Origin of the sequence: Curtobacterium sp. BH-2-1-1 (assembly GCF_001806325.1) — a bacterium.
Lineage (GTDB): Bacteria > Actinomycetota > Actinomycetes > Actinomycetales > Microbacteriaceae > Curtobacterium.
Window position 1 is genome coordinate 1,167,054 of the sequence record NZ_CP017580.1, and the last position, 22,316, is coordinate 1,189,369.

General features: G+C 72.3%; 26 protein-coding genes. 10 read left to right on the forward strand and 16 right to left on the reverse strand.

What is annotated here, in order from left to right; translation table 11 throughout:
• Positions 1-39: 39 nt before the first annotated feature.
• Complete coding sequence (locus tag BJK06_RS05380; protein ID WP_070417021.1) at positions 40-960, forward strand: 2-hydroxyacid dehydrogenase; 921 nt, start codon at positions 40-42, stop codon at positions 958-960.
• Between the two features lie 16 nt (positions 961-976).
• On the opposite strand, the gene BJK06_RS05385 is transcribed toward BJK06_RS05380, so the two are convergent.
• From BJK06_RS05385 to BJK06_RS05395, 3 genes are read right to left on the reverse strand one after another with little or no spacing between them, the layout of a single operon-like run.
• Complete coding sequence (locus BJK06_RS05385; protein WP_070417022.1) at positions 977-1,390, reverse strand: GNAT family N-acetyltransferase; 414 nt, start codon at positions 1,388-1,390, stop codon at positions 977-979.
• Positions 1,391-1,400: 10 nt separating this feature from the next.
• The gene (locus BJK06_RS05390) at positions 1,401-2,504 is read right to left on the reverse strand and encodes a beta-propeller fold lactonase family protein (RefSeq protein ID WP_070417023.1); all 1,104 of its coding nucleotides are present in this window, start codon (positions 2,502-2,504) and stop codon (positions 1,401-1,403) included.
• On the reverse strand, positions 2,501-2,824 hold the full coding sequence (locus BJK06_RS05395; protein WP_070417024.1) for a chorismate mutase: 324 nt from the start codon (positions 2,822-2,824) through the stop codon (positions 2,501-2,503). Before BJK06_RS05395 ends, BJK06_RS05390 begins: the two co-directional genes overlap by 4 nt.
• Positions 2,825-2,936: 112 nt before the next feature.
• Between BJK06_RS05395 and BJK06_RS05400 the strand changes: the two genes are divergently transcribed.
• Positions 2,937-3,341 (forward strand): DUF1304 domain-containing protein, encoded by a 405-nt coding sequence (locus BJK06_RS05400; protein WP_083295407.1) that lies wholly within the window; start codon positions 2,937-2,939, stop codon positions 3,339-3,341.
• A 104-nt stretch (positions 3,342-3,445) separates the two neighbouring features.
• On the opposite strand, the gene BJK06_RS05405 is transcribed toward BJK06_RS05400, so the two are convergent.
• A complete protein-coding gene (locus BJK06_RS05405; RefSeq protein ID WP_070417025.1) occupies positions 3,446-4,453 on the reverse strand; it encodes an iron-siderophore ABC transporter substrate-binding protein in 1,008 nt (335 codons plus the stop codon).
• Between the two features lie 59 nt (positions 4,454-4,512).
• Here BJK06_RS05405 and BJK06_RS05410 point away from each other — a divergent pair, with 59 nt between their 5' ends.
• Positions 4,513-5,376 (forward strand): shikimate dehydrogenase, encoded by an 864-nt coding sequence (locus BJK06_RS05410; RefSeq protein ID WP_070417026.1) that lies wholly within the window; start codon positions 4,513-4,515, stop codon positions 5,374-5,376.
• Positions 5,377-5,383: 7 nt separating this feature from the next.
• Here BJK06_RS05410 and BJK06_RS19000 read toward each other — a convergent pair whose 3' ends face one another.
• From BJK06_RS19000 to BJK06_RS05425, 4 genes are read right to left on the reverse strand one after another with little or no spacing between them, the layout of a single operon-like run.
• Positions 5,384-5,698 carry a hypothetical protein gene (locus BJK06_RS19000; protein WP_258027719.1) on the reverse strand — a complete coding sequence of 105 codons (315 nt, stop codon included), beginning with the start codon at positions 5,696-5,698 and terminating at the stop codon, positions 5,384-5,386.
• A 30-nt stretch (positions 5,699-5,728) separates the two neighbouring features.
• Positions 5,729-6,337: an SDR family NAD(P)-dependent oxidoreductase gene (locus BJK06_RS19005; protein WP_258027720.1), complete on the reverse strand. Its 609-nt coding sequence runs from the start codon at positions 6,335-6,337 to the stop codon at positions 5,729-5,731.
• 29 nt (positions 6,338-6,366) lie between these two features.
• Positions 6,367-6,753, reverse strand: coding sequence for a YchJ family protein (locus BJK06_RS05420; protein WP_070419247.1), 387 nt, complete (start codon positions 6,751-6,753; stop codon positions 6,367-6,369).
• Positions 6,754-6,763: 10 nt separating this feature from the next.
• Positions 6,764-7,189: an organic hydroperoxide resistance protein gene (locus tag BJK06_RS05425; protein WP_070417027.1), complete on the reverse strand. Its 426-nt coding sequence runs from the start codon at positions 7,187-7,189 to the stop codon at positions 6,764-6,766.
• A gap of 135 nt (positions 7,190-7,324) precedes the next feature.
• Here BJK06_RS05425 and BJK06_RS05430 point away from each other — a divergent pair, with 135 nt between their 5' ends.
• The gene (locus BJK06_RS05430) at positions 7,325-7,990 is read left to right on the forward strand and encodes a hypothetical protein (protein ID WP_070417028.1); all 666 of its coding nucleotides are present in this window, start codon (positions 7,325-7,327) and stop codon (positions 7,988-7,990) included.
• 109 nt (positions 7,991-8,099) lie between these two features.
• Positions 8,100-8,840: an SOS response-associated peptidase gene (locus tag BJK06_RS05435; RefSeq protein ID WP_070417029.1), complete on the forward strand. Its 741-nt coding sequence runs from the start codon at positions 8,100-8,102 to the stop codon at positions 8,838-8,840.
• Between the two features lie 9 nt (positions 8,841-8,849).
• Here BJK06_RS05435 and BJK06_RS05440 read toward each other — a convergent pair whose 3' ends face one another.
• The 4 genes from BJK06_RS05440 to BJK06_RS05455 all read right to left on the reverse strand — a co-directional run bounded on the left by BJK06_RS05440 (position 8,850) and on the right by BJK06_RS05455 (position 11,270).
• Positions 8,850-9,431, reverse strand: a complete 582-nt coding sequence (locus BJK06_RS05440) for a hypothetical protein (protein WP_070417030.1) — start codon at positions 9,429-9,431, stop codon at positions 8,850-8,852.
• 111 nt (positions 9,432-9,542) lie between these two features.
• Entirely contained in the window at positions 9,543-9,887 is a 345-nt protein-coding gene (locus BJK06_RS05445) for a hypothetical protein (RefSeq protein ID WP_070417031.1), read from the reverse strand.
• Positions 9,888-9,953: 66 nt separating this feature from the next.
• Entirely contained in the window at positions 9,954-10,283 is a 330-nt protein-coding gene (locus BJK06_RS05450) for a hypothetical protein (RefSeq protein WP_070417032.1), read from the reverse strand.
• A gap of 210 nt (positions 10,284-10,493) precedes the next feature.
• The gene (locus tag BJK06_RS05455; protein ID WP_083295080.1) at positions 10,494-11,270 is read right to left on the reverse strand and encodes a helix-turn-helix transcriptional regulator; all 777 of its coding nucleotides are present in this window, start codon (positions 11,268-11,270) and stop codon (positions 10,494-10,496) included.
• 54 nt (positions 11,271-11,324) lie between these two features.
• On the opposite strand from BJK06_RS05455, the gene BJK06_RS19010 reads away from it, so the two are divergent.
• Together BJK06_RS19010 and BJK06_RS19015 are read left to right on the forward strand one after the other, a co-directional pair.
• Complete coding sequence (locus BJK06_RS19010; RefSeq protein WP_258027721.1) at positions 11,325-12,047, forward strand: MFS transporter; 723 nt, start codon at positions 11,325-11,327, stop codon at positions 12,045-12,047.
• A gap of 45 nt (positions 12,048-12,092) precedes the next feature.
• On the forward strand, positions 12,093-12,560 hold the full coding sequence (locus tag BJK06_RS19015; protein WP_258027722.1) for a hypothetical protein: 468 nt from the start codon (positions 12,093-12,095) through the stop codon (positions 12,558-12,560).
• Between the two features lie 69 nt (positions 12,561-12,629).
• On the opposite strand, the gene BJK06_RS05465 is transcribed toward BJK06_RS19015, so the two are convergent.
• The 4 genes from BJK06_RS05465 to BJK06_RS05475 form a co-directional block, all read right to left on the reverse strand.
• On the reverse strand, positions 12,630-13,187 hold the full coding sequence (locus tag BJK06_RS05465) for a hypothetical protein (protein ID WP_070417033.1): 558 nt from the start codon (positions 13,185-13,187) through the stop codon (positions 12,630-12,632).
• A gap of 2 nt (positions 13,188-13,189) precedes the next feature.
• A complete protein-coding gene (locus BJK06_RS05470) occupies positions 13,190-14,488 on the reverse strand; it encodes an adenylosuccinate synthase (protein ID WP_070417034.1) in 1,299 nt (432 codons plus the stop codon).
• Between the two features lie 218 nt (positions 14,489-14,706).
• Positions 14,707-14,877 (reverse strand): hypothetical protein, encoded by a 171-nt coding sequence (locus BJK06_RS18485; RefSeq protein ID WP_156794772.1) that lies wholly within the window; start codon positions 14,875-14,877, stop codon positions 14,707-14,709.
• A 108-nt stretch (positions 14,878-14,985) separates the two neighbouring features.
• Entirely contained in the window at positions 14,986-18,639 is a 3,654-nt protein-coding gene (locus BJK06_RS05475) for a S8 family serine peptidase (protein ID WP_070417035.1), read from the reverse strand.
• A gap of 161 nt (positions 18,640-18,800) precedes the next feature.
• On the opposite strand from BJK06_RS05475, the gene BJK06_RS05480 reads away from it, so the two are divergent.
• Genes BJK06_RS05480 through BJK06_RS05490 form a run of 3 tightly spaced genes read left to right on the forward strand, consistent with a single transcriptional unit; the run spans position 18,801 to position 22,236 of the window.
• Positions 18,801-19,475 carry a TetR/AcrR family transcriptional regulator gene (locus BJK06_RS05480; RefSeq protein ID WP_083295408.1) on the forward strand — a complete coding sequence of 225 codons (675 nt, stop codon included), beginning with the start codon at positions 18,801-18,803 and terminating at the stop codon, positions 19,473-19,475.
• Positions 19,472-20,170 (forward strand): hypothetical protein, encoded by a 699-nt coding sequence (locus BJK06_RS05485; RefSeq protein ID WP_070417037.1) that lies wholly within the window; start codon positions 19,472-19,474, stop codon positions 20,168-20,170. The genes BJK06_RS05480 and BJK06_RS05485 overlap by 4 nt, the downstream gene beginning before the upstream one ends.
• Positions 20,167-22,236, forward strand: coding sequence for a YhgE/Pip family protein (locus BJK06_RS05490; protein WP_070417038.1), 2,070 nt, complete (start codon positions 20,167-20,169; stop codon positions 22,234-22,236). Before BJK06_RS05485 ends, BJK06_RS05490 begins: the two co-directional genes overlap by 4 nt.
• Positions 22,237-22,316 lie beyond the last annotated feature (80 nt).

Below are 22,316 nucleotides of genomic sequence, written 5' to 3' on the forward strand. Positions count from 1 at the left end.
CGGGTCGGACCGCAGCGCCACGACGACGGGCACCGACTGATGCCCGTCGTCACCCTGCCGTTCCGTGGACTCGTCGATCGCTTCGGCCCCGTGCAGGAGGGCATCGAGCTCGACGTGTGGGACGTCGAGGCACCGTACGGACGCCCCGACGACGTGGCCATCGCCTTCCTGCCGTTCTACTTCGGTGGGCGGCACCGGTGGCAGTACGTGCACGACCTGCCGAACCTGCGGCTCCTGCAGCTGCCGAGCGCCGGGTACGAGCACGCCGTCCCGCACGTCCCCGGCCACGCGCAGCTCGCGAACGGCCGCGGCATCCACGACGACGAGACCGCCGAACTCGCGGTGGGGCTCGCGCTGACGTCACTGCGCGAGCTCGGGGCGTTCCAGGCCGACCGTGCGAACGGCGTCTGGGACGCCCGGACCACCCGGTCCCTCGCCGACCGTCGCGTGACCGTGGTCGGCTACGGCGCGATCGGGTCCGCCATCGCGACCCGCTTCGAGGCGTTCCGCACCGAGGTCACCGTGGTGGCGCGGACCGCGCGTGAGCAGGACGGCCGGCAGGTCCACGCGTTCGGCGAGCTCCCGGAGCTCGCCGCGACCACCGACGTCCTGGTGCTCATCGCCCCGCTGACGGACGAGACCGAACGGCTGGTGGACGCCGACCTGCTCGCCGCGCTGCCCGACGGCGCCCTCGTGGTGAACGTCGCCCGCGGCAAGGTCGTCGACACCGATGCCCTCGTCGCCGAGCTGCGGTCCGGACGGCTCTCGGCAGCGCTCGACGTCACCGATCCCGAACCCCTGCCCGACGGGCACCCGCTCTGGACGACGCCGAACACGGTCCTGACGCCGCACGTCGGCGGCAACACGGACCTCAGCGTGCCGCGGTCGATCGAGCTGATGCGCCGTCAGGTGGCCGCGTTGGCCGAGGGCCGACCGTTCGAGAACGTCATCGAGTCCTGACCACCCGGCCGGCCGGTCAGTCGGTCAGCAGCGCCATCCCGAGGCCCGGTGCCACGTCGTCGAAGCCGAGCGATCGGTAGAGCCGCTGCCCGGGCGGGTCGCCGACGAGGGTGACGTACGCGCCACGGGGCGCCCGGGAGCGGATGTCCGCGACGAGCCAGGCGACCACCGCACGACCGATCCCCCGGCGTTGGTGGGCCGGGTCGGTCGCGATGTCGGCGATGTGGAAGTACCAGCCGCCGTCGCCGATCGTCCGGCCCATCGCGACGGGTCGCCCGTCGGGATCGAGGACGTGGCACGCGGACCAGCTGCCGGCGATCGCTCCGGCGCCCTGGTCGGCGTTCTTCGGCGTCAGGCCGGAGTCACGGCGCAGCCGGAGGGAGTCGTCGAGGGGAGGCGGGCCGGGGACGAGGGTGTAGGACGCGTCCATGGGGTCAGTCTCAGACCGGCACGACGACCGGGACGACGCACGCCGGCGTGCCGACCGCGATCTGCGCGACGGCCTCGCCCGGGACACCGTCCTCGCCGAGGGGCAGGACCGCGATCGCGTCGGACATCTGGTTCGCCACGAGGAGGAAGCCGGGCACCCGTGCGAAGTGCCGGGGCCACACCCCACCGGAGGACGCCGACCCCACGAGCGACAGCCCGCCGTCGGATGCGTCGAGCACCACCACGAGGTCACGCCCGCGCACCGCGACGTACACGCGCCCGGCCTCGTCGACCTCGATGTGGCTGAGGAGCGACTCGCCGACCTCGCCGGTGAAGGTCGCCGCGGAGGCCATCGACACGAACGACCCCGAGCCGTCGCGGCGGAGGCGGTGGACCCGGCCGTCGAGCTCACCGGCCACGATGAGGTCGCCCTCGTACCAGGCGAGGTGCCGCGGTCCGACACCCGGGGTGACGTGGTGGACGCGGACCTGCTCGATGCTCGGGGCGTCCGTGATCCGGAACTCGTGCAGGGCGTCGCCGCCGAGGTCCGCCACGAGCACGGTGCCGTCCGGCGTCGCGGTCGACTGGTGGGCGTGCGGGCCCTCTTGCCGGTCCTCGACGGGGCCGGTGGCGTCGGGGAGGACCTCGGTGACGAGCGCCGACGCGGGCACCGTCACCTGGTCGTCGCTGCCGTGCGCGCCGATCAGCCCGTCGCTGCCGAGCACCGACGCGGCGTGCGACTCCGCTGCGGCGAGCGAGACCGCCGTGACGGTGCCGGAGACGTAGTTGGTGACGACGAGCGCACCGGACGGGTCGACGCGCACGTGGCACGGGGCGTCGCCGCCGGCCGGAGCGTCCCAGAGGTGCTCGAGCGACGAGCCGCCCAGGCGGAAGGCCGAGACACCGCCGTCGGCCGTCTCGGACACGGCGTAGACCCGGTCACCGGAGACGGCCAGGAACGACGGGTCGTCGATGACCGCGACGGTGCGAGCCGTCGGCGCGCCGCCGTCCGCAGTCCCGACCGGTCCTCCGGGCACGATCGAGATGCCCGTCGCGTTCCCGCCGCCGGTGGCCGTGTACGAGCCGACGAGCAGCGTCGGGAGCGCGTCGCTCACTCGTCGCCGCCGGCGATCTGCTCGTGGTGGTGGATGACCTCGGCGACGATGAAGTTCAGGAACTTCTCCGCGAAGGCGGGGTCGAGGTGCGACTCGGCGGCGAGGGAGCGGAGTCGTGCGACCTGGATCTGCTCGCGCCCCGGGTCGGCCGCCGGCATCCCCGCTGCTGCCTTGAGGTAACCGACCCGCTGGGTGTACTTGAAGCGCTCGGCGAGCATGTGGATGACCGCGGCGTCGATGTTGTCGATGCTCTGGCGGATGCTGGCCAGTTCGGCGACGGCCGCCGGGTCGTACTGGGGCGTGGTGTCGTCGTCGCTCATGCCCCGAGCCTAACGGCCGCGACCGCTCGGCAGGTGTCGGTTACGTCGGCGGCCGGCGACCGGAACCTGAGCGGGAACTGAGCACGCCTTCGGAACTGCGAGAATGGGGACCATGTCGGTCCTGCTCGTGATCTCGTGCGTGTTCGCGGTCCTCGCGGGCCTCGTGCACGTGTACATCTTCTTCCTCGAGTCCGTCGCGTGGACGAGTCCCCGCGTGCGGAAGATCTTCGGCCTGTCGTCCGAGACCGAGGTCCAGGCCACCCGCTCGATGGCGTTCAACCAGGGCTTCTACAACCTGTTCCTCGCGATCGGCGCGATCCTCGGTGTGGTGCTCGCCGTCACGGGCAACGGGGCCACCGGGTGGACGCTCGTGGTGTTCTCGACGGCGTCGATGCTCGGTGCCGCCGTGGTCCTGCTCGGGACGGGTCGCCGGTACCTCAACTCCGCGTTCGTGCAGGGGTCGTTCCCGCTGATCGCTCTGCTCTTCGCGTTCCTCGGTTCGACGTTCGGCGCCTGACCGCAGCGTCGCGACGGGCCGGACGCCGGCTCGCGACGCGACCACAGGACGACGGGAGGCGCGGTGCCAGCTGGCACCGCGCCTCCCGTCGTTCCGCGTCGGCGTCAGCCGAGCTTCGCCTGGAACTCGTCCGGCAGCTTCTCGAGCGCCCACTCGATCGCGGCGGTGGTCCCCATCGAGAACGCCGACGACACGTCCGGGTCGTCGAACACGATGGCGTGCCCGGCCTCGACCGACGGCACCTTCTGGAAGAGCGGGTCGGACTCGGCCTTGGACGCCTCGACGTAGATCGGCAGGATCAGCGTGAGGTCGGCGTCCAGCAGGTCGAGGTTCTCGTCCGACAGGTGCACCGAGAACGCCTTGCCGGCCTGCTCGTCGATCGCCTTCGGGATCGTGAAGCCGAGGTTCCGCATGAACGTCGAGCGGCTGTCCGTCGAGGCGTAGGCCCCGAAGCCCTCGGACGTGTAGGCGCCGACGACCGCCGACTTGCCCTCGAAGTCCGGGTGCGCCTTGCGGGCGGCGGCGTAGGCGTCGTCGAGGCCGGCGAGGAGCTTCTTGCCCGCGGCCTCCTTGCCGAGCGCCTTCGCGATCATCGTGGTCTGCTGCTCGGTCGACGCGAGGTAGTTCTCGCCGCCCTTCGGGATCGCCACGGTCGGTGCGATCGCGGAGAGCTTCGCGTAGCGGTCCTTGTCACCCGACGACTTCACGTCGAGGATCACGTCGGGCTTGAGCTTGAGGATGTCCTCGTAGCTCGGCTCGAGCGTCTGGATGATCTTCGGCGACTTCGTGTACGCGCCCTTGAGCCACGGCCCGACGCCGTCGCCACCGAACGCGAGCCAGTCGCTCGCGCCGACGGGCTGCACGCCGAGTTCGAGCGCGGTCTCGGCGTCGCCCCAGCCGAGGGCGACGACGCGCTTCGGCTGCGAGTCGATCTTCGTGGTGCCGAGGGCGGTGGTGATGGACACCGGGAACTGGCCGTCGGCGGACGTGGTCGCGGCGTCGTCGGACGACGAACCGGAGCCGGAGGCGCACCCGGCGAGGACGAGGGACGCTGCGACGACGGCGCCGGCAGCGGCGAGCGCTCGGCGGAAGCGGGAGGGAGTTCGGATCACGAAGGTAAGCCTAACCTAAGCGCTCGGCGCGGAACACGCCTGGATAGGCTGACGGGGACATGTACTCCGACCCCTCCCGGACCCGCCTCGCGGTGCTCGGCTCCCCCATCGCCCACTCCCTCTCCCCCACGCTGCACGCAGCGGCCTACGACGTGCTCGGGGTGCCGTTCACGTACGGGAGGCACGAGGTCGCGTCCGGCGGACTGGACGCGTTCGTCGCGGGGCTGGGTCCCGATTGGCGCGGCCTGAGCCTGACCATGCCGCTCAAGCGCGAGGTCCTGCCGATGCTCGACCGGACGACCCCGCTCGTCGACGAGCTCGGCGTCGCGAACACCATCGCGTTCCGCACGGTCGGCGACACCGTCCTGCGGTCCGGCGCGAACACCGACGTCGAGGGGATCGTGCGCCCGGTCGAGGCGCTCGGACACCTCCCGGGCGAGGCGACCGTCCTCGGCGGGGGTGCGACCGCAGCGAGCGCCCTCACCGCGGCCGTGCGGCTCGGGGCGTCGCTCGTGCGGGTGTTCCTCCGCGACACCGCGAAGGCCGGACACCTCGTCGACCTGGCCGTGCGGCTCGGGGTCTCGCTCGAGGTGCTCCCGCTGACCGAGCTGCCGGGGAGCCGTCACGGGTTCGTCGTCTCGACGCTGCCCGGGGGTGCGGCGGACACGCTCGACCTCGTGCCGTCGGGGCCGGACGCGGTGCTCTTCGACGTGGCCTACGAGCCCTGGCCGACCGCCGTCGCGACCCGGTGGGCGGACGCCGGCGGGCGCGTGCTGAACGGGCTCGACATGCTCGCCGAGCAGGCCCTCGGGCAGATCCGGTTCTTCCTGAGCGGTGACCAGGACGAGCTCCTGCCGGCCGAGGCCGACGTGCGGAGGGCGATGCGCGCCTCCGTGGGCCTGCCGGAGACCATCGGGGCCTGAGCCTCGGTCAGCGTCGAGCTCGTGCCTCGGCGTCGAGCAACGCGACCGAGACGTCCCAGAGCCGCTCGGCGGCGGCCGGGTCGAGCGCCCACGGGAGCACGCCGTGCAGCCCGTCGGTGATGCGGTCGACGACGGCGGCCTCGTGGCAGTCCTCGAAGTACCGGCCGCTCACGCCGTCGAGCTCCGGAGCGGTGGCGAGGAGCACCGACGTCGCCGCGCCCTGCTCCGGGGACTTGACGACGTCCGCCGCGGAGACCTTCGTCGCCGCGAGCACCTTCGGGTCCCAGTGCTTCTGCAGCCCCGTCCAGATCCCTCCGGGCATGCACGCGTTCGCCGTGATCCCGTCGGCGGCTCATCGTCGTCCGACCTCGACGGCGAAGAGGACGTTGGCGGTCTTGGACTGGGCGTAGGCGAGCCCGGGCTCGTACGGGCGACGCCGGAAGAACAGGTCCTCGAACACGACCGGCGAGCTGCCGTGCCCGCTCGACGACAGCGAGACGATCCGCGCGCCGGACGCCGCGGCGAGCGCCTCGTGCAGCCCGAGGGCCAGCGCGAAGTGCCCGAGGTGGTTCGTGGCGAACTGCGTCTCCCACCCGGCCGAGGTGTACGACTCCGGGCTGTCCATCACCCCGGCGTTGGCGACCAGGACGTCGAGGGGCCCGGACCACGACGCCGCGAACGCTTCCACGGAGGCCGGGCGGTCGAGGTGGAGCTCGGCGACGTCGGGTGCCGTGCGCCCGGTGGTGCGGGCGATGTCCGCCGCGACCCGCTGTCCGGCCCCGACGTCGCGGACCGCCAGGGTCACGGTCGCGCCGGCCCCGGCGAGCGCTCGGGCTGTCTCCACGCCGATGCCCGAGGCGGCACCGGTCACCACGGCGGTCCGTCCCCGGAGGTCGAGCCCCGCCACGACCTCGGCGGCGGTGGTGTGGGCGCCGAAGGCGGCGAGGTCACGGTCCGGCACGGTGTGCTCCTGTCTGCGGACGGAGACGCTCAGGACACCGTGCCGTCCACGTAGGACCACCGGCCGTGCTCGCGCACGAAGTCGCTCGTCTCCTCGAGTGTGCCCCGATCGTCGTCGGTGCGCCACCACGCGCGGAAGGCGACGGTGCCGCGGGAGTCGAACGGGCCGCCGGACTCCGTCGACAGGACGTCCAACCGCGTCCAGCGCTGGGCCGGGTCGAGCTCGAGGCTCGCCGGGCGGGTGCGCGGGTGCCACGTCTGCAGCAGGTACTCGGGCAGGCCGAGGGCGAACGCGCTGAACCGCGACCGCATGAGCCGCTCGGCGGTCGGGGCCGCGGCGCCCGCGTGCAGCGGGCCGCAGCACTCGCCGTAGGGGTTGCCGCTCAGGCAGGGGCAACGCGACTCGTCGGTGACCACGGGCGGCACGCTAGTCGACGATCGACAGCGCGACCGTGATGTTGCCGCGGGTGGCGTTCGAGTAGGGGCAGATCTCGTGCGCGCGCTCGGCGAGACGCTGACGCTGCTCGGGTCGGGCGGCCGGCGCGTACACGTCGAGCTCGACCGCGAGGCCGAAGCCCCCGTTGCCGGCGCCGCCGATGCCGACCTCGGCCGAGACCTCGGCGCCGGTCGTGTCGACGTCGAGCTCCCGGCCCGCGGCGTGGAGCGCCCCGAGGAAGCACGCGGCGTACCCGGCGGCGAAGAGCTGCTCGGGGTTCGTGCCCTCGCCGCTGCCGCCCATCTCCTTCGGCGGACGGGTGTCGAGGTCGAGGCGGTCGTCCTCGCTGCGCACGTGTCCGTCGCGGCCGCCTCCGGTGGCGTGGGCGGCGGCGGTGTAGACGATGTCGAGACTCATGGCACGAGCGCATCGTGCGTTCCTGGACGACCGCTGGAGCGGGGCGCAACGGCGGGCGGCGGCGGTCGGTCGATGAGGACGCGTCGGGCGTGTCCGGCCCCACCGCTGTCAGCTTCACGGAGTAGACGGAACCTCGTGTTCAGACTCGGGTGGCAGGTGCTGCGGGAGCGGATCCCCACGGTGGTCGATCCCGCACGCGCCCGTCGTGCCGTGTGGATCGCGGCCGCGTGCTCCGTGGTCGTGCTGGTCGGCGCCGTCGTGCTGCAGCTCGCGTTCGGCTGGGCCGGCACGGGGCCCGTCCGACCGGTCGTGGTCATCGCGCTCGTGTCCCTCGGGCTCGGCTCGATCGTGTTCTCCGCCTTCCGGACCGACCGTCCGCTCGACCCGGCAGCGACCATCAACGGGCGACAGGTCCGGCCGGACTGGCAGATGAGTGTGCGGTGGTCGGTGCAGCCCTACCTGGCGAGACGGCCGCTCCCGGTGACCCCCGAGGACCGTGCGGCGGTGCTGACCGACGTCGGACTCCTGCAGCGCGGGCTGGTCCGGCGGCTGACGCGGCTCGCCCCGCTCCTCGGCGGGGTCGCACTGCTCGGGATCGCGGCCTTCGCGCGCAGCGACGTGCGGCCGATCACGCTGCTGTGGGCAGCGGTGTACGTCTGCACGTTGCCCGACCTCGTGGTGCGGCTCGGCCGGTCAGAGCGCGCGCGGCTCGCAGCCCTCGCGGTCGACCCGCCGGCCGCGGACGCCGGCTCGGGGAAGCACGGGGTCGACGGCTCGAAGGTGCGGCTGCCCGGTGACTGAGGCCCGCGAGCAGGAACCCCGGACCGTCTTCCGCACCGGGTGGCAGGTGTACAAGCTGGCCCTCCCGGGCGCGTGAGCGCGTGTCGGTGGCACCGGGCACACTGGGCGCATGTGTGGAAGGTTCGTCGTCTCCGACACCACGGCCGATCTGCTGCCGGAACTGATCGGTGAGCTCGCCGACCGGACCGAGCACGTCGACGAGGACACCGGCGTGGTCGGCACCGGCCTGGTCCCGAGCTGGAACGTCGCACCGACCGACCCGGTCTTCGCGGTCCGGCAGCGGCACGGGCAGCGCGAACTCCCGCAGATCAGCTGGGGGTTCGTGCCGAGCTGGGCGAAGGACTTCCAGAAGCAGCGCCCGAAACCGATCAACGCCCGCATCGAGACCGTCGCGACGAGCGGCATGTTCAAGCGGGCGTTCGCGACGAACCGCTGCATCGTCCCCGCCCAGGGCTACTACGAGTGGGTCGTGCGCGAGGACGGCAAGGAACCGCACTTCGTCCACGAACCCGGCGGCGCCCTCGCGATGGCCGGCGTCGTGAGCGCCTGGCCCGACCCCACGAAGCCCGACAGCGACCCGGACAAGTGGCGGCTGTCCCTGGCGATCATCACGCGGGACGCCCACGTGGCCCCGGGCGAGGTGCACGACCGCATGCCGGCGTTCCTCACCCCGGACGGCTACGACGCCTGGTTGGACACCGAGCAGGGCGGCCTCGGACAGGACGACCTGCTCGCCCTGCTCGACCACGAGTCGCTGACGGTCGCGGCGGGCCTCGACCAGTACGAGGTCTCGCGTGCGGTGAACAGCGTCAGGAACGACGGGCCGCAGCTCATCGAGCGGGTCGCGTAGCCACCCCGCTCAGCAGACGTCGGACCCCGGCGTGGTCATCCCCACGGTCACGTCCGACAGGTCCTGGGTCCGCAGGGTGCCCAGCGGCCCGGCCGTCGTCACCCGGAGCCCGGTCAGGTGTCCGCCGTGCGCCAGGCTCCTCGAGCGCATCTCGGCGACGACCCGGACGTCGTGGTGCGGCGCGATCACCGTGCCGTCGGCGTCGAGGACCTGTGCGCCGTCGACGACGCTCGCGGTGTCGCCCATCAGTGCGCCCGTGCCGGATCCCCGGACCTTCTCCGCGAGGACGACGCGCACCGAGCGGAGCCCGGAGTCCCACGTCGCACGGACGCCCCGGAGCGTGACGGGCCGGTCGGACGGGTTCCGCAGGACGAACCCGGCGGACATCCGGGTCTCGTCACGTCCGGGCTCGTCGTCCGACCACCCGCCGCAGACGCCGCTCGCGCCCAGCGCGCGCAGCGGCGCGGGCGACGAGGTGACGACGACGAGCCCGGCGAGCAGGACGAGTGCCGCGACGACGCACGTCGCCAGCACCGCGCGTGCAGACGGGCCCGCTCGGTGCGGGATGGTCGCGTGCTCGTCCGACGTCATGGTCCCCCCGGTCCGGGCCGAGCGTCGGCCCACGTCGAGAGCATGACAGACAGGAGGCCCGGATCACGTCAGCCGATCGGCTGACGTGATCCGGGCCCGCAGTCCAGAGCGTCAGGCGCCGTCGCGACGCACGTCCGGCAGGAGCACGTGGAGCCGCTCGGCGAGCCGCAGCTGGGCTTCCTCGAGCGACCGGAAGTCGCCGACGTACTGCCCGAAGGTGTCGGACACGAAGTAGTGCGCACCCTGGCGGTCGACGGTCCCGCCGTAGTAGCCGCCGTAGTTCGCCGCCCAGAGCCCCGTGTCGGGCCGCGACCAGAGGATGCGCGGGTGGACCGGCTCGTCGACGTCGGTGTCGACGACGAGGTCGACGTGGGCGTCCATGCCGGTGATCGCGACCATGGTGGCGGTGTCGACGGTCACCTCGGCGTGCTGGTGGTCGTCGACGGGCGTGCTCATGGTCGTGCTCCTCTTGGTGCGTGCTGCTGTGGTGCGGGGTGGTGCGGTGCTCCGGGGAGCGACGTGCTAGTCGACCGGGCGGATCACGGACGGCAGCATCACGTGCAGCTGGTCCGCGAGCTTCGCCTGTGCCTGCTCGAGCGACGCGAAGTCGCCGACGACGAGGCCGAACGTGTCCGAGGCGACGTAGCGGTCGTCCCGCTTGTCCACCGATCCGCCGAAGTACCCGCCGTAGTTGGCGACCCACTCGCCGTCGTCCTCCTGCGTCCAGGTGAGCTTGGCGCGGGCCGGGCGGGCGTGCGGTTCGGCCTGGGCTTCGAGGATGGCGATCGTGTCGACGGTCTCGGTGTCGAGCGTGACCTCGGCTCGGGTGTCGGTGCTGACGGTGGTGCTCATGTCGCTCTCCTTCGCGATCCGGGGTACATCGGCTGACATGAGAACGCTACGAGACCGACCCCTCCACCCGCCAGCGACGCCCGCCGATTCACGGGTTCCGTCAATGCGTCCCATCGGCGAAGCCCGGGTTTCCGGGGTCGGGCGTCGCTCTTCCGGGGTACAGGGGACAGATCGGGGTACTCGTTCTCCGGCCAATCCGCTGGAGGACCGTCAGGCGCTCGTTCGGCCAGCAGCCCGGCGGTACGTCCCCGGTGTCATCCCGGCCAGCGGCGTGAACTGCTCGATGAACTGGCTCGTCGTCGCCCAGCCGCAGGCCGCCGCGACGTCGGTGACGCTGTGTCCTCCCGCGAGCAGCACGAGGGCACGGTGCACCCGGAGCTGCAGGCGCCACTGCCGGTACCCGGTGCCCGTCTCCTGCCGGAACAGCCGGGTCAGCGTCCGTTCCCCGAGCCCCGCCCAGGCCGCGAGCTCGGCGAGCGACAGCGGGGTCGACAGGTCGCGCTCGACCCGTCGCACCACCCGGCGCAGCCGGGGGTCGCGCGGCTCCGGCAGGTGCAGCGGCTGCTCCGGCGCGGACGCGACCTCGTCGACGACGACCGCACGGAGGTGGGACCTGGCCGTCTCGGAGCGCGGCGCCGGTGTCGTGAGGGCGAGCAGCGCCTCCCGTGCGAGCGGTGAGACGGACAGGACCGCAGGGCCGGACGGGAGGCGCGCGGCGGCCTCCGCGGACAGGTACACGATCCGCATGTCGGTCACCCCGTGGGCCCGGTGCCGGTGCTCGGCACCGGCCGGCACCCACGCGACCCGGTTCGACGGAGCGATCCACGCACCGTCGGCGGTGATGAGCGACAGCACGCCCGTCGCTGCGTGCACGAGGTGACCGAGCGGGTGCGCGTGGGGCGGGACCGTCTCGGCGTGCTCGAAGCGGTACGCCGCCTCGGTGCGGTCGTCGACGATCCGCTCGTGGGAGTGGCTGGAAACCGACATCCAGCGGCAGCATACGTGTTCAGGGCCGGTCCCGCAGGGTGGTGGGATCGGAGCATGACCACCGTGCCCGACACGAGACCCCGCCGGCGACTCCTGGCCGCCTGGTACGTCGGTGCCGGACTCCTGCTCGTCGCGCTGAACCTGCGGATGGGCGTGGCGTCGGTGGGTCCGGTCCTCGGTGCCGTCGAACGCTCCCTGCACCTCGGGCCGTCGGCGGCGAGCCTGCTCACCACCATCCCGGTGTTCGCGTTCGGGGCGTTCGCGTTCCTGACGCCGCTGCTGACCCGGCGGATCGGGCTGCACCGGCTGCTCGGCCTGACGATGGCCGTGCTCGCTGTGGGCATCGCGCTGCGGATCGAGCCCCACGGCTGGGCGCTCTACGGCGGCACCGTGCTGGCCGGCGCCGCGATCGCGGTGGCGAACGTCCTCATGCCCGCGGCGATCAAGAGCGACTTCGCGCACCGGGTCGGGCTGATGATGGGGCTGTACTCGACGGCGCTGTTCCTCAGTGCCGCGATCGCCTCGGCGGCCGTCGTCCCGCTCGCGGCCGCGTTCGGGTCGTGGCGACCGGCGCTGGCGTTCTTGGCGGTGCCGGCGGTCGTCGCGTTCCTCGTCTGGTTGCCGCGGGCGCTGCGGAACCCGGGGCACACCGGGCGCTCGCGGACGGTGGACGACGCTCCGGTCGAGGCGGCCGATGAGCCGACGTTCGCCCGCCTGTTCCGCGACCCCGTGGCGATCGCGGTGACCGGGTTCATGGGGTTGCAGAGCCTGTCGTAGTACGCGTTCCTCACCTGGGTACCGACGGTGCTGCAGGACGCCGGGGTGACCGCGCACGAGGCCGGTCTGATGCTCGCGTACTCGAGCCTGCCCGGGATCGTCACCGGGGTGACCGGGCCCGCGATCGCGCGGCGACTGCGACCGACGTGGGTGCCGGTCGTCGTCGTGGTGGTGCTCTGCGCGGTGGGGTTCGTCGGGCTGCTCGTGGCTCCGGCCGCCGGGGCGTGGCTGTGGATGACGCTGCTCGGGCTCGGGCAGGGTGGCGCGATCAGCCTCTCGTTGAGCTACATCGTGTGGCGGTCGCCCGATGCCCGGCACACCGCGCACGTGTCGACGATGGCGCAGGGGACGGGGTACCTGCTCGCGGGGCTCGGACCGCTCGGGATCGGGTTGCTGCACACGGCGACCGGGGGCTGGACGGTGCCGGTCGTGGTGCTGCTGGCGCTGCTGGGGGTGCAGCTCGTGGCGGGCGTCGCCGCGAGTCGCGAGCGGCAGGTGCTGGCGCGGCGCTGAGCGGCGGGCGGCCGCGCGGCGCGCCACCGCGTGCACGCAGTGTGCGCCGACCCGCAGTGTGCCCGCGCGTCAGCGCACGGCGCGCAGCGCGTCCGCGACCACCACGAGCGCCGCGGCGATCTCGTCCGCCACCCGCTCGTGCGTCGCCGTCGACCGGCGGTACGGGTCGTCGACGTCGTCGTCCGCCGGGTCCGCGAGCGGCGGCACGGTCCCCCGCAGCCGGGCGACGAGTTCGACGAGCTCCTCGGGCGTGGACACGCCGGCGAGCTCGGCCGGCTCGAGCCCGTCGAGCACCCGGGCGAACTGCTTGACCGTGAACGCGCGCTTCGCCGTGCGGGGCGCGAGCGAGACCACGGCCGCACGGTGCGAGCGCTCGGCGGTGAGCACGAGGTCCGCCGACCCCGCGATCGACGCGGTGAGGTACCGCGCACGGTGACCGTCGGGCGAGCCGCCGAGCCGCACGGACTGCGCTGCGGCGGCATCGTCCATCGGAGCGCCGTCCTGCGCGATGGTGCCGGCGGACTCGACCACGAACGCGGGTGCGTCCGGGCCGAGTCGCGCCGTGAGGACCTGTGCGCCGAGCGGCGAACGGCAGATGTTGCCGCTGCAGACGAACAGGACGCGCATCGTCAGGCTGCGGTGTCGCCGAGCAGGTCGTGCCGCACGACGATGGCATCACGCCCGGGGCCGACACCGATCGCGGAGATCCGCGCCCCGGACATCGCCTCGACCGCGAGCACGTAGTCCTGCGCGTTCTTCGGCAGGTCCTCGAACGAGCGGGCACCAGTGATGTCCTCGGTCCAGCCGGGGAACTCCTCGTAGACGGGCTTGGCGTGGTGGAAGTCCGACTGGTTGACGGGGACCTCGTCCACGCGGACGCCGTCGACCTCGTACGCCACGCAGACGGGGATCGTCGACAGCCCGGTGAGGACGTCGAGCTTCGTCAGCACGAAGTCCGTCACGCCGTTGACGCGCGCCGTGTAGCGGGCGATCGGGGCGTCGTACCAGCCGCAGCGGCGCGGGCGACCCGTGGTGGTGCCGAACTCGAAGCCGTTGGCCCGGAGGAACTCCCCCGACTCGTCGAACAGCTCGGTCGGGAACGGACCGGCGCCGACGCGGGTCGTGTACGCCTTGACGATGCCGATGATGCGCTCGAGCTTGCCCGGGCCGATGCCCGAACCGGTCGCCGCGCCACCCGCCGTCGCCGACGAGGAGGTCACGAACGGGTAGGTGCCGTGGTCGACGTCGAGCATGGTGGCCTGGCCGGCCTCGAACAGGACGGTCTCGCCGCGCTCGAGCGCACGGTGGATCTCGAGCCCGGTGTCGGCGACCATCGGACGCAGGCGGTCCGCGAAGGACAGCAGCGACTCAACGACCTCGTCGGCGTCGATCGCGCGCCGGTTGAAGACCTTCACCAGCAGGTGGTTCTTCTGGTCGAGGGCCGCTTCGACCTTCTGGCGCAGGATGTTCTCGTCGAAGATGTCCTGGATGCGGATCCCGACGCGGTTGATCTTGTCGGCGTAGGTCGGGCCGATGCCGCGACCGGTGGTGCCGATCTGGCGCTTGCCGAGGAACCGCTCGGTCACCTTGTCGATCGTGCGGTGGTAGTGCGTGATGACGTGGGCGTTCGCCGACACGAGCAGCTTCGAGGTGTCGACGCCGCGGGCCTTCAGCGCGTCGAGCTCCTGGAAGAGGACCTCGAGGTCGACGACCACGCCGTTGCCGATGACGGGCGTGACGCCCGGCGTGAGGATGCCGGAGGGCAGCAGGTGCAGGGCGTACTTCTCGCCGCCGACGACGACCGTGTGCCCGGCGTTGTTGCCGCCGTTGAACTTCACGACGTAGTCGATGCGGGACCCGAGGAGGTCGGTGGCCTTCCCCTTGCCCTCGTCGCCCCACTGGGCTCCGATGATCACTGCAGCGGGCATCTGGTTCTCCTCACGTTGGCGGAGGACCTCACACGACCAGTCGGGCCGGTGGTCCACCCGAGTCTATCGGACGGCCACCGGCACGCTACCTGCCGGTCGCCTGGCGCGGCCGACGCGGCGCCCCGCCGTCTGTCCGACGGACGGTACCGGGGACGGACTGGAGGCGCGGTGCCAGCCGGCACCGCGCCTCCAGTCCCGAGCGGTTCGCGCCCGCGCGCTCAGCTGCGGAAGAAGTCCTGGTACGACGGGTCGCCCACCGGGGCCGAGTGGCCCGGCTCGGCGAGGCGTTCCTCGATCATCGACTGGATGACGTCGGGCGGGGTGAGCCCACGGCGACGCCACTCCATCGGGTTGGCCCGGAGCTGCTTCAGGGTGGTCTGCGTCTGCATGCTGCAACCCTCCCACCGGATAACTAGTTTGTCTAACTACATGTCCTCTTGACGCACTGCGGGCCCCGTCGCTGGGGTGCGACGGGGCCCGAGTGGTGGTGTCGGTGCCTAGCGGCGAGCGACCTTGGCGGTCGACTTCGAGGTCGACGTGCCGTCCTGGTAGCCCTTCGCCGTCGCGACGACCTTCACCGAGAAGGTGTGGCCGGCGTCGGACGTGCCGAGCTTGTAGGACGAGCTCGTCGCGCTCTTCACCGCCTTGCCGTCACGGAGCCACTGGTACGAGTACGTGACGCCCGAGCCGTTCCACGTGCCGTGGTTCGCCTTGAGCTTCGTACCGACCGTCGGCTTGCCGCTGATGGAGACCGCACTGCCCTTGACGAGCGTCAGCGCCGGGGCCACCCAGGTCGCCGCGGCGCTCTGGGCCTGGCTGCCGACCGCGTTGCCGAGGTGCAGCAGCAGGATCCGGGCGCTGGCCACACCGGCGCCGCGGGTGACCTGGAGCGTGCCCTTGTCGGCGAACAGCGTGCCGCCCTGGCCACCCTGCGCGAACGTGAGCGTCGGCTTGGCGAGGTTGAACTTCGCCGTCGAGGTCACGTCGACCACCGAGGACCCGCTGGTGGCCGCACCCGGCGCGTACGCCGACTCGGTCTCCACCCGGTACGAGATGGTCTTGCCCGCGGCACCGATCGCCGAGGCCGTCACCGGCAGCACCTTGACGGCGCTGTCGAACGTGTTGACGTCCTGGCCGGGGGCACCGCCGTTGACCGGGAAGGCGTCGACCACGGCGTCGTCGTCGGACGTCGCGTTGAGGTCGATCGTCGTGACGAGCGTCGCGTCGACCACGGACGACTTCGCGTCGTAGACGAGGTAGTCGTCCTTGCCGTCGCCGTTCGTGTCGATGAACACCTCGACGTTGGTCACGGCGCCCGGGTTGGCGTCGGGACCGGCCGTCTGCACACCGAACGCGAGGGTGTCCGACGCCTTGTCGTAGCTGACGCCGTAGGCACGGACGTCAGCGGCCTTGAGCGACTGCGACGCCGAACCCGTCGGGAACGACTCCACGCCGTCCGTCCCGCCGAGCACGAACGGTGCGACCGCGGCGTGGTAGCCCGAGGTCAGGCCGCCCTGGTCGACCGTACGGCCGCTCAGCGCGAGGTTCGCGGTCTTCTGGGACCCGGTGAAGGACACACCCGAGCCGCGCACGGCGCTGACCGGCTTCGGCGCGACGTAGGTGCCGAGGCGCAGCGGGTCGAGCGTCTTGTCGGTCGGGGTGAAGGTCACGAGACCGGTCGCGGCGGTGACGAACTCCCGCTGGTAGCCCTGCTGCACCGACTCCTGGGTGGGGTCGATGACGCGGCGGAGCTGCGTCGGGTCGGCGACCGTGAACGTCAGGTCCACGACGGCACCGCGACCGGGGCCGACGGTGACGCGCTTCGTGCTGAGCGAGAACGCGACACCCGGCTGGGACACCTGCGGCTGGTAGGCCACGTCGTAGGTGTGGGCCGTGGAGTCGGTGTTCTCGATGAGGAGCGACCGGGTCTCGCTGGTCTTGCCCGAGACCTCGACGACACCGAACGAGGCGGTCACGAGCTGACCGTTCTCCACGCTCTTCACGGTGGTGTCGGCGGTGACGGCCTGCAGGGCGTCGACGCGGCCGGTGCCTTGGCGCAGCAGGGTCGCCGTGCCGGAGCCGTCCTTGACGTCGTGCGTGGCCGTGTTCATGAGCGCGGCCTTGACGTCCGGAGCCGACCAGGTCGGGTGCGACTCGAACGTCAGCGCGGCGATGCCCGCCACGTCCGGCGTCGCCATCGACGTGCCGCTCATCGACATGCGGTCGTCACCGGTGCCGTTGGCCGCGGAGATCACGTTGACCCCGGGGCCGGCGATGTCCGGCTTGACGATGTCACCGAACGAACCGTGGACACCGCGGCTGGTGAACGACGCGAGCGTGTTCACGGCCTCGGGGTCGGTGGCGAGTTCGAAGCCCTTGAGCTCGTCGGCGAACTTCACGTGCAGGGTCCCGGCCTTGGCAGAGGCCAGGAGGCGCGTCACGCTGTCCTTGGTCAGCTCGGCACCCGGGATGGTGGCGTTCCCCGCGATGCCCGAGCTGAAGGTGTTGATCGTGCCCGCGAGGAGCACGCCGACGCCGCCGGCAGCCTGGACGTTGTTGAACCGGACCCCGGACCCGCACTCGAGCGCGGCGTCGGTCCACTTGAGCCAGACGACCTTGCCCGCGACGGCCGCGGCTTCCGCACCCGTGAAGGGCGTGCAGCCGTCGACGTTCGTGGTCGGGACGACGACGTCGCCCTCGACCGGCAGCGTGCCCTGGAAGTTCTGGGAGTACTGCGCGCGGTAGGTCTTCGCGACGGCGGACGGGGCGGTCACCTGGACACCGTCGTAGAGGGACTGGCCGGTGGCGCTGGCGGCGACCGTCAGGGCACCCTCGGCGTTCCCGGGCGAGCCACCGATGTCGGTGAAGTCGTCGGCGTTGCCCGAGGCGATCACGGGCAGGACACCGCGGGCGGTGAGCGCGTCGATCTTCGCGTTGTCGGGGTCGTCCGGCGCGCCGTAGTCGGAGCCGAGCGACAGGTTGAGGACGTTGATGTCCTTGCCCTCGGTCAGCGACTGGCCGACCCAGTCGAGTGCGGCGCCGGTGAGGTCGGTCGAGCCGCCGTTGTCACCGAACACCTTGAGGGCGTAGAGGCCGGCTTCGGGCGCGGTGCCCGGACCGATCCACATGTCCTGCACCTGCTGCGTGGTGAGCTTGGTGTAGTCGCCGTCGAAGGTCTGCTTGTCGGCGTCGAGGCCGTAGCCGGCGATCGTGCCGGACACGTGCGTGCCGTGGTCGCCGCCCTTGCCGTCGATCGGGTTGTCGTCCGGCGCGGGCACCGGCTGGTAGGTGTCGGGGTCCGTCGGGTCCGCGTTGTAGGTCGGCCCGGCGAAGTCGTACCCGCCGAGGAACTTCTGCGGGTCGTACGAGCCCTGCGCAGGCGCACTCGTCGAGGTGAGGGCGGCGTCGTAGGCGGCCGTGGTGCCGGGGCCGCCGAAGTCCGCCTGGGTGTAGTCGAGGCCGGTGTCCAGCACGGCGACGTTGACGCCCTTGCCGGTGTGCCCGGTCTGCTGCCACGCGTTGAGCGCCCGCGTGTACACGTCGCTCGCTGCGTTCTTCGGGCTGACGCCGTCCGCTCCCGGCTTCGCGAGGCTCGGGTCGACGCCGGACGGGGCCGCCGAGGCGTCCTTGTTGACCGTCGGCTCGACGACCTTCTTCGGCGTGAGCGGGATGATGCTCGCGACGTCGGAGCGCGCCGCGACCTTCCGGAGCGCCTCGACGTCGGCGACGACGGCGATGCCCGGGACGGTGTACTCGGTCGAGTAGAGCTCGGTGGCGTCCGCGTCGGACTGCTTGACGGCAGCGCGGACCGCGTCGACGGTCGAGCCGATCGCCTTGACGCGCTGCTTCGCGGCCGAGGACTGCGTCTTCGACTTCGTCAGGTCGCCGCCCTTGGCCTTCGCGTCGACCTCGAGGGCGCCCTGGCCGGTCGTGCGCACGAACGCCGCGATCGTCTTCTGGGGCTTCGCGTCACGCAGCGGCTGCGCGATCTTCAGTTCGGCGGGCGAGAGGCCGGACGGGGCCGCGGAGGCCGCCCCGCCGACGGCGAGCCCACCGCACGCGAGGGCCGCGGCGGCGATGCCGGCGGTCAGGACGCGTGCGATGCGATGGGGGTTCGGGGTCGGGTTGTCGTTCGGTGTTGCACGGTTCAAAAGGCGCACTCCTGGCTCCGTCCGTGTTCTTCATGGAATTGCTGTGAAGTTATGCGCTTGCTCTCAGGGAGCGCAGTCGGCACTTTGGGGGACCACCCCCGGTCGGGGGTGCCGGAACTGATAACTTGCACACGTGTGTGCACGTTATTACGATGGGGTGCGTGACCACTCCTGACCAGCCCGCACGCGCTCCCCGCCGGGACGCGACGGAGAACCGGGCTGCCCTGATCGAGGCGGCGAAGACCGCGCTCCAGGCGGACCCGGACGTCTCGCTCGAGACGATCGCGTCCGCCGCGGGACTCTCCCGGCGTGCGGTCTACGGACACTTCCCCTCCCGTGACGACCTCGTGCGCGAGGTTGTCACCGCCGGGGCCGCCCGTGTCGCCGGTGCGATGCCGACCGCGGCGGACCTCGGCGCACTCCCACCGGCCGCTCGGCTCGCCGCCATCGCGGTGACGCTGTGGTCCGAGGTGTCCCACGTCCGGTCGATGGCCCGGGTCGCGATCCGCAGCCCGTTCAGCGAGTCGGTGGCCGCGGTGTTCGCACCCCTGCGCGCCCAGGTCCGCGACGCGTGCGCCCTCGGGATCGCCGACGGCACCATGCGCGACGACGTCGACCCCGCGACGCTCGGCCGGCTCGTCGAGGGCGCCTGCATCGCCGTGCTCGACGAGGCCACGCGCTCCGGCACCTCCGACGACGACGGCCGCCGCATGGTCGTCCTCTCGGCGCTCGGGATGGCCGGCATCGACTGGCGCACCGCTTCGCTCTCCGAGCCGGCCGCCACCCCCTCCACTACCAGCACCACGAAGGTCTCCACAGAGAAGGACCGCGCATGACGCTCGAACTCGACCACGTCGGCATCGGCGACGAGCCCGGTGCCGCGCTGCCCGTCGTCTCCGCCGTCGCCGCCCCCGGCCGCCCGGGTGTCGTCGCCGTCGAGACGGAGCAGGCACCCGTGCTCGCCTCGCTCGTCGCCGGCGGGCGCATGCGGCCCGAGACCGGTCGCGTGCTGCTCGACGGGCACGACGACGCCGCGGCGGTCCGGAGGACGTTCGCCCTCGTGGACACGCCGGGCATCGCCGAGCCCTTCCCCGTGATGAGCCTCAAGCGCATCGTGCGCGAGGAGCTCGCCTTCGCCGGACAGCGGCCCTCCCGTGAGCACGTCGACACCGTGCTCGACGAGCTCGGGCTGCGGGACTACGCCGACACGCACGTGCAGCGGGTCCCGACCGACGTGCGGGTCCGGCTCCTCGTCGAACTCGCCCTGCTGCGGGACGGGGTGACCGGGCTCGTCATCACCTCGCCCGAACGGCACGGCGGCGCCGTGGAGGGGTGGTTCGCGGTCGTCCGCGACGTCGCCCGCCGCGGCGTGACCGTCGTGCTCGTGACCTCCAAGGCCGCAGCCGCGACCGTCGAACACCTGCTCGACACCATCCAGACCGAGGACCCCGAGGACGTGGCCCGACCTGACGGAGACGACCCGCGCCTCCAGTCCGACACCGACCACCTGCCCACGGAGGCGACCGCGTGACCACCACCTCGCTCGTCCGCGCCGAACTGGCGCGACTCACCGCGACCCCGCTCGCACGACTCGCGTTCATCGCGCTCATGGTCGTGCCGCTGCTGTACGGCGGCGCCTACCTCTGGGCGAACCGCGACCCGTACGCGAAGCTCGACCAGGTCCCCGCCGCCATCGTCGACCAGGACGCCGGGGCGACGCTCGACGGCGACCACGTCGACTACGGCAAGGACGTCACGAAGGAGGCCATCGACGGCGCCGACTTCAAGTGGACGAAGACGACCGCGGCCGACGCGCGCTCCGGCGTCCGGAACGGCACGTACGACTTCGTCGTGACGATCCCGCACGACTTCTCGGAGTCCCTCGTCTCCGCACAGTCCGACGACCCGAAGCGTGCCGAGCTCGTGATGACGACGGCGGACACGAACTCGTACCTCGCCTCGACCATCGCGGAGCAGGCGGGCAAGACGATGCGCACCGCCGTCGCCGAGCGGGTCGGCAAGCAGGCGGCGAAGACCCTGCTCGTGGGCCTCGCCGACGTGCGCGACAGCCTGGGCGACGCGGTCGACGGCGCGGGGCAGCTCGCCTCCGGTGCGAAGTCCGCTGCGTCGGGCGCGGCCACGCTCGCGGACGGCACCGGCAAGCTCGCTTCCGGCGCGGCGACGCTCGCGGACGGGACCGCCGCGTTGCCGTCGCAGACCGCTGCGCTCGACCAGGGCGCCCAGCAGGTCGCCTCCGGGGCGGCGACGCTGTCCTCGGGGCTGCAGACGGCGAAGCAGCAGACCGCGTCGCTGCCCGCGCAGACCGCGCAGCTGAACGAGGGCGCACAGCAGGTCGCGGCCGGCAACAAGGCACTGGCCGACCAGACCGAGCCGGCGCTCGACGCGCTGAACGGCCTCTCCCCCGACACCGTGACGGCGGCGATCACGAAGGCCGCCGCGGACCGTGGGGTGGAACTGACGCCGGAGGTGCAGGCGGTCATCACCTCCACCGTCGAGGCGCAGCTCGGTGACGACAAGACGAAGGCTGATCTCGCGAAGGCCAAGGCCGCGCTCGAGGGCGTCGACCAGCTGCGCGACGGGTCCGCCCAGGTCGCGGCCGGCACCTCCGCCCTGGCGACGGCGGCCCCCACCCTGGCCGGCGGGGTCTCCTCCGCCGCGGACGGTGCCGCGCAGTTGGCGTCGGGCTCGTCGCAGGTGGCCTCTGGCACCTCGCAGCTCGCGTCGGCCGCGCCCACGCTGTCGTCCGGTGCGGCTTCCTTGGCGTCCGGAGCGGCCTCGGCCGACGACGGCGCGAAGTCGTTGGCGTCCGGGCTGACGAAGCTGCAGAGCGGCTCGTCCGAGCTCGCCTCGAAGCTCGACGAGGGCCGCACGAAGATCCCGGCGTCGAACGCCTCGCAGCGTGAGGACCAGGCGTCGGTGATCTCGGACCCGGTCAAGGTCGGGGACGACAACGTCGCGGCGGCGGACAACTACGGGGCCGGACTCGCGCCGTTCTTCATCTCCCTCGCAGCCTGGATCGGCATGTACGCGCTGTTCCTCATCCTCAAGCCGATCTCGAAGCGGGCGATCACCGCGGTGCGGAAGCCCCTCGCAGTGGTGTTCGGCGGATGGCTGACGCCGGCGCTGCTCGGACTCGTGCAGATGGTGGCGCTGTTCTTCATAGTCCGGTTCGCCCTCGACCTGAACGTCGTGCACGCCGGGGCGACGATCGGGGTCATGGTGCTGGCATCGGCGACGTTCGCGGCGATCATCATGGCGCTGAACGTGCTGCTCGGCTCGGTGGGGCAATTCCTCGGCCTGGTGCTCATGCTCGTGCAGCTCGTCACCGCCGGCGGGACGTTCCCGTGGCAGACGCTGCCGGGGCCGTTGGCGGCGCTGCACTTCGCGCTGCCGATGACGTACTCGGTCGACGCGATCCGGCAGACGATGTACGGCGGGGACCTCGGCGCGGCGTGGTCGGACGCGGGCGTGCTCGCGTGCTGGCTGCTCGGGGCGCTCCTGGTGTCGTTCGTCGTGACGGCGCGGCAGACGCGGTCGCGGACGCTGCGCGACCTGCGCCCGAGCCTGATCGGGTAGCGGGGCGCGGGCCGACGCGCGCGGCCCCGAGCGTGCGCCCGCCCCGCCCCCGCTACCATCGACGGGAGAGCCACGGAGGT

Bases quoted from the DNA above. Each gene is read 5' to 3' on its own strand.
- BJK06_RS05465 (WP_070417033.1), bottom strand. From the start codon at position 13,187: ATGCGCGTCCTGTTCGTCTGCAGCGGCAACATCTGCCGTTCGCCGCTC.
- BJK06_RS05455 (WP_083295080.1), bottom strand. From the start codon at position 11,270: ATGTCGGTTTCCAGCCACTCCCACGAGCGGATCGTCGACGACCGCACC.
- BJK06_RS05385 (WP_070417022.1), bottom strand. From the start codon at position 1,390: ATGGACGCGTCCTACACCCTCGTCCCCGGCCCGCCTCCCCTCGACGAC.
- BJK06_RS05470 (WP_070417034.1), bottom strand. From the start codon at position 14,488: ATGCCCGCTGCAGTGATCATCGGAGCCCAGTGGGGCGACGAGGGCAAG.
- BJK06_RS19010 (WP_258027721.1), top strand. From the start codon at position 11,325: ATGACCACCGTGCCCGACACGAGACCCCGCCGGCGACTCCTGGCCGCC.
- BJK06_RS05485 (WP_070417037.1), top strand. From the start codon at position 19,472: ATGACGCTCGAACTCGACCACGTCGGCATCGGCGACGAGCCCGGTGCC.
- BJK06_RS05380 (WP_070417021.1), top strand. From the start codon at position 40: ATGCCCGTCGTCACCCTGCCGTTCCGTGGACTCGTCGATCGCTTCGGC.
- BJK06_RS05410 (WP_070417026.1), top strand. From the start codon at position 4,513: ATGTACTCCGACCCCTCCCGGACCCGCCTCGCGGTGCTCGGCTCCCCC.
- BJK06_RS05400 (WP_083295407.1), top strand. From the start codon at position 2,937: ATGTCGGTCCTGCTCGTGATCTCGTGCGTGTTCGCGGTCCTCGCGGGC.
- BJK06_RS05395 (WP_070417024.1), bottom strand. From the start codon at position 2,824: ATGAGCGACGACGACACCACGCCCCAGTACGACCCGGCGGCCGTCGCC.
- BJK06_RS05435 (WP_070417029.1), top strand. From the start codon at position 8,100: ATGTGTGGAAGGTTCGTCGTCTCCGACACCACGGCCGATCTGCTGCCG.
- BJK06_RS19000 (WP_258027719.1), bottom strand. From the start codon at position 5,698: ATGCCCGGAGGGATCTGGACGGGGCTGCAGAAGCACTGGGACCCGAAG.
- BJK06_RS05440 (WP_070417030.1), bottom strand. From the start codon at position 9,431: ATGACGTCGGACGAGCACGCGACCATCCCGCACCGAGCGGGCCCGTCT.
- BJK06_RS18485 (WP_156794772.1), bottom strand. From the start codon at position 14,877: ATGCAGACGCAGACCACCCTGAAGCAGCTCCGGGCCAACCCGATGGAG.
- BJK06_RS05445 (WP_070417031.1), bottom strand. From the start codon at position 9,887: ATGAGCACGCCCGTCGACGACCACCAGCACGCCGAGGTGACCGTCGAC.
- BJK06_RS05425 (WP_070417027.1), bottom strand. From the start codon at position 7,189: ATGAGTCTCGACATCGTCTACACCGCCGCCGCCCACGCCACCGGAGGC.
- BJK06_RS05450 (WP_070417032.1), bottom strand. From the start codon at position 10,283: ATGAGCACCACCGTCAGCACCGACACCCGAGCCGAGGTCACGCTCGAC.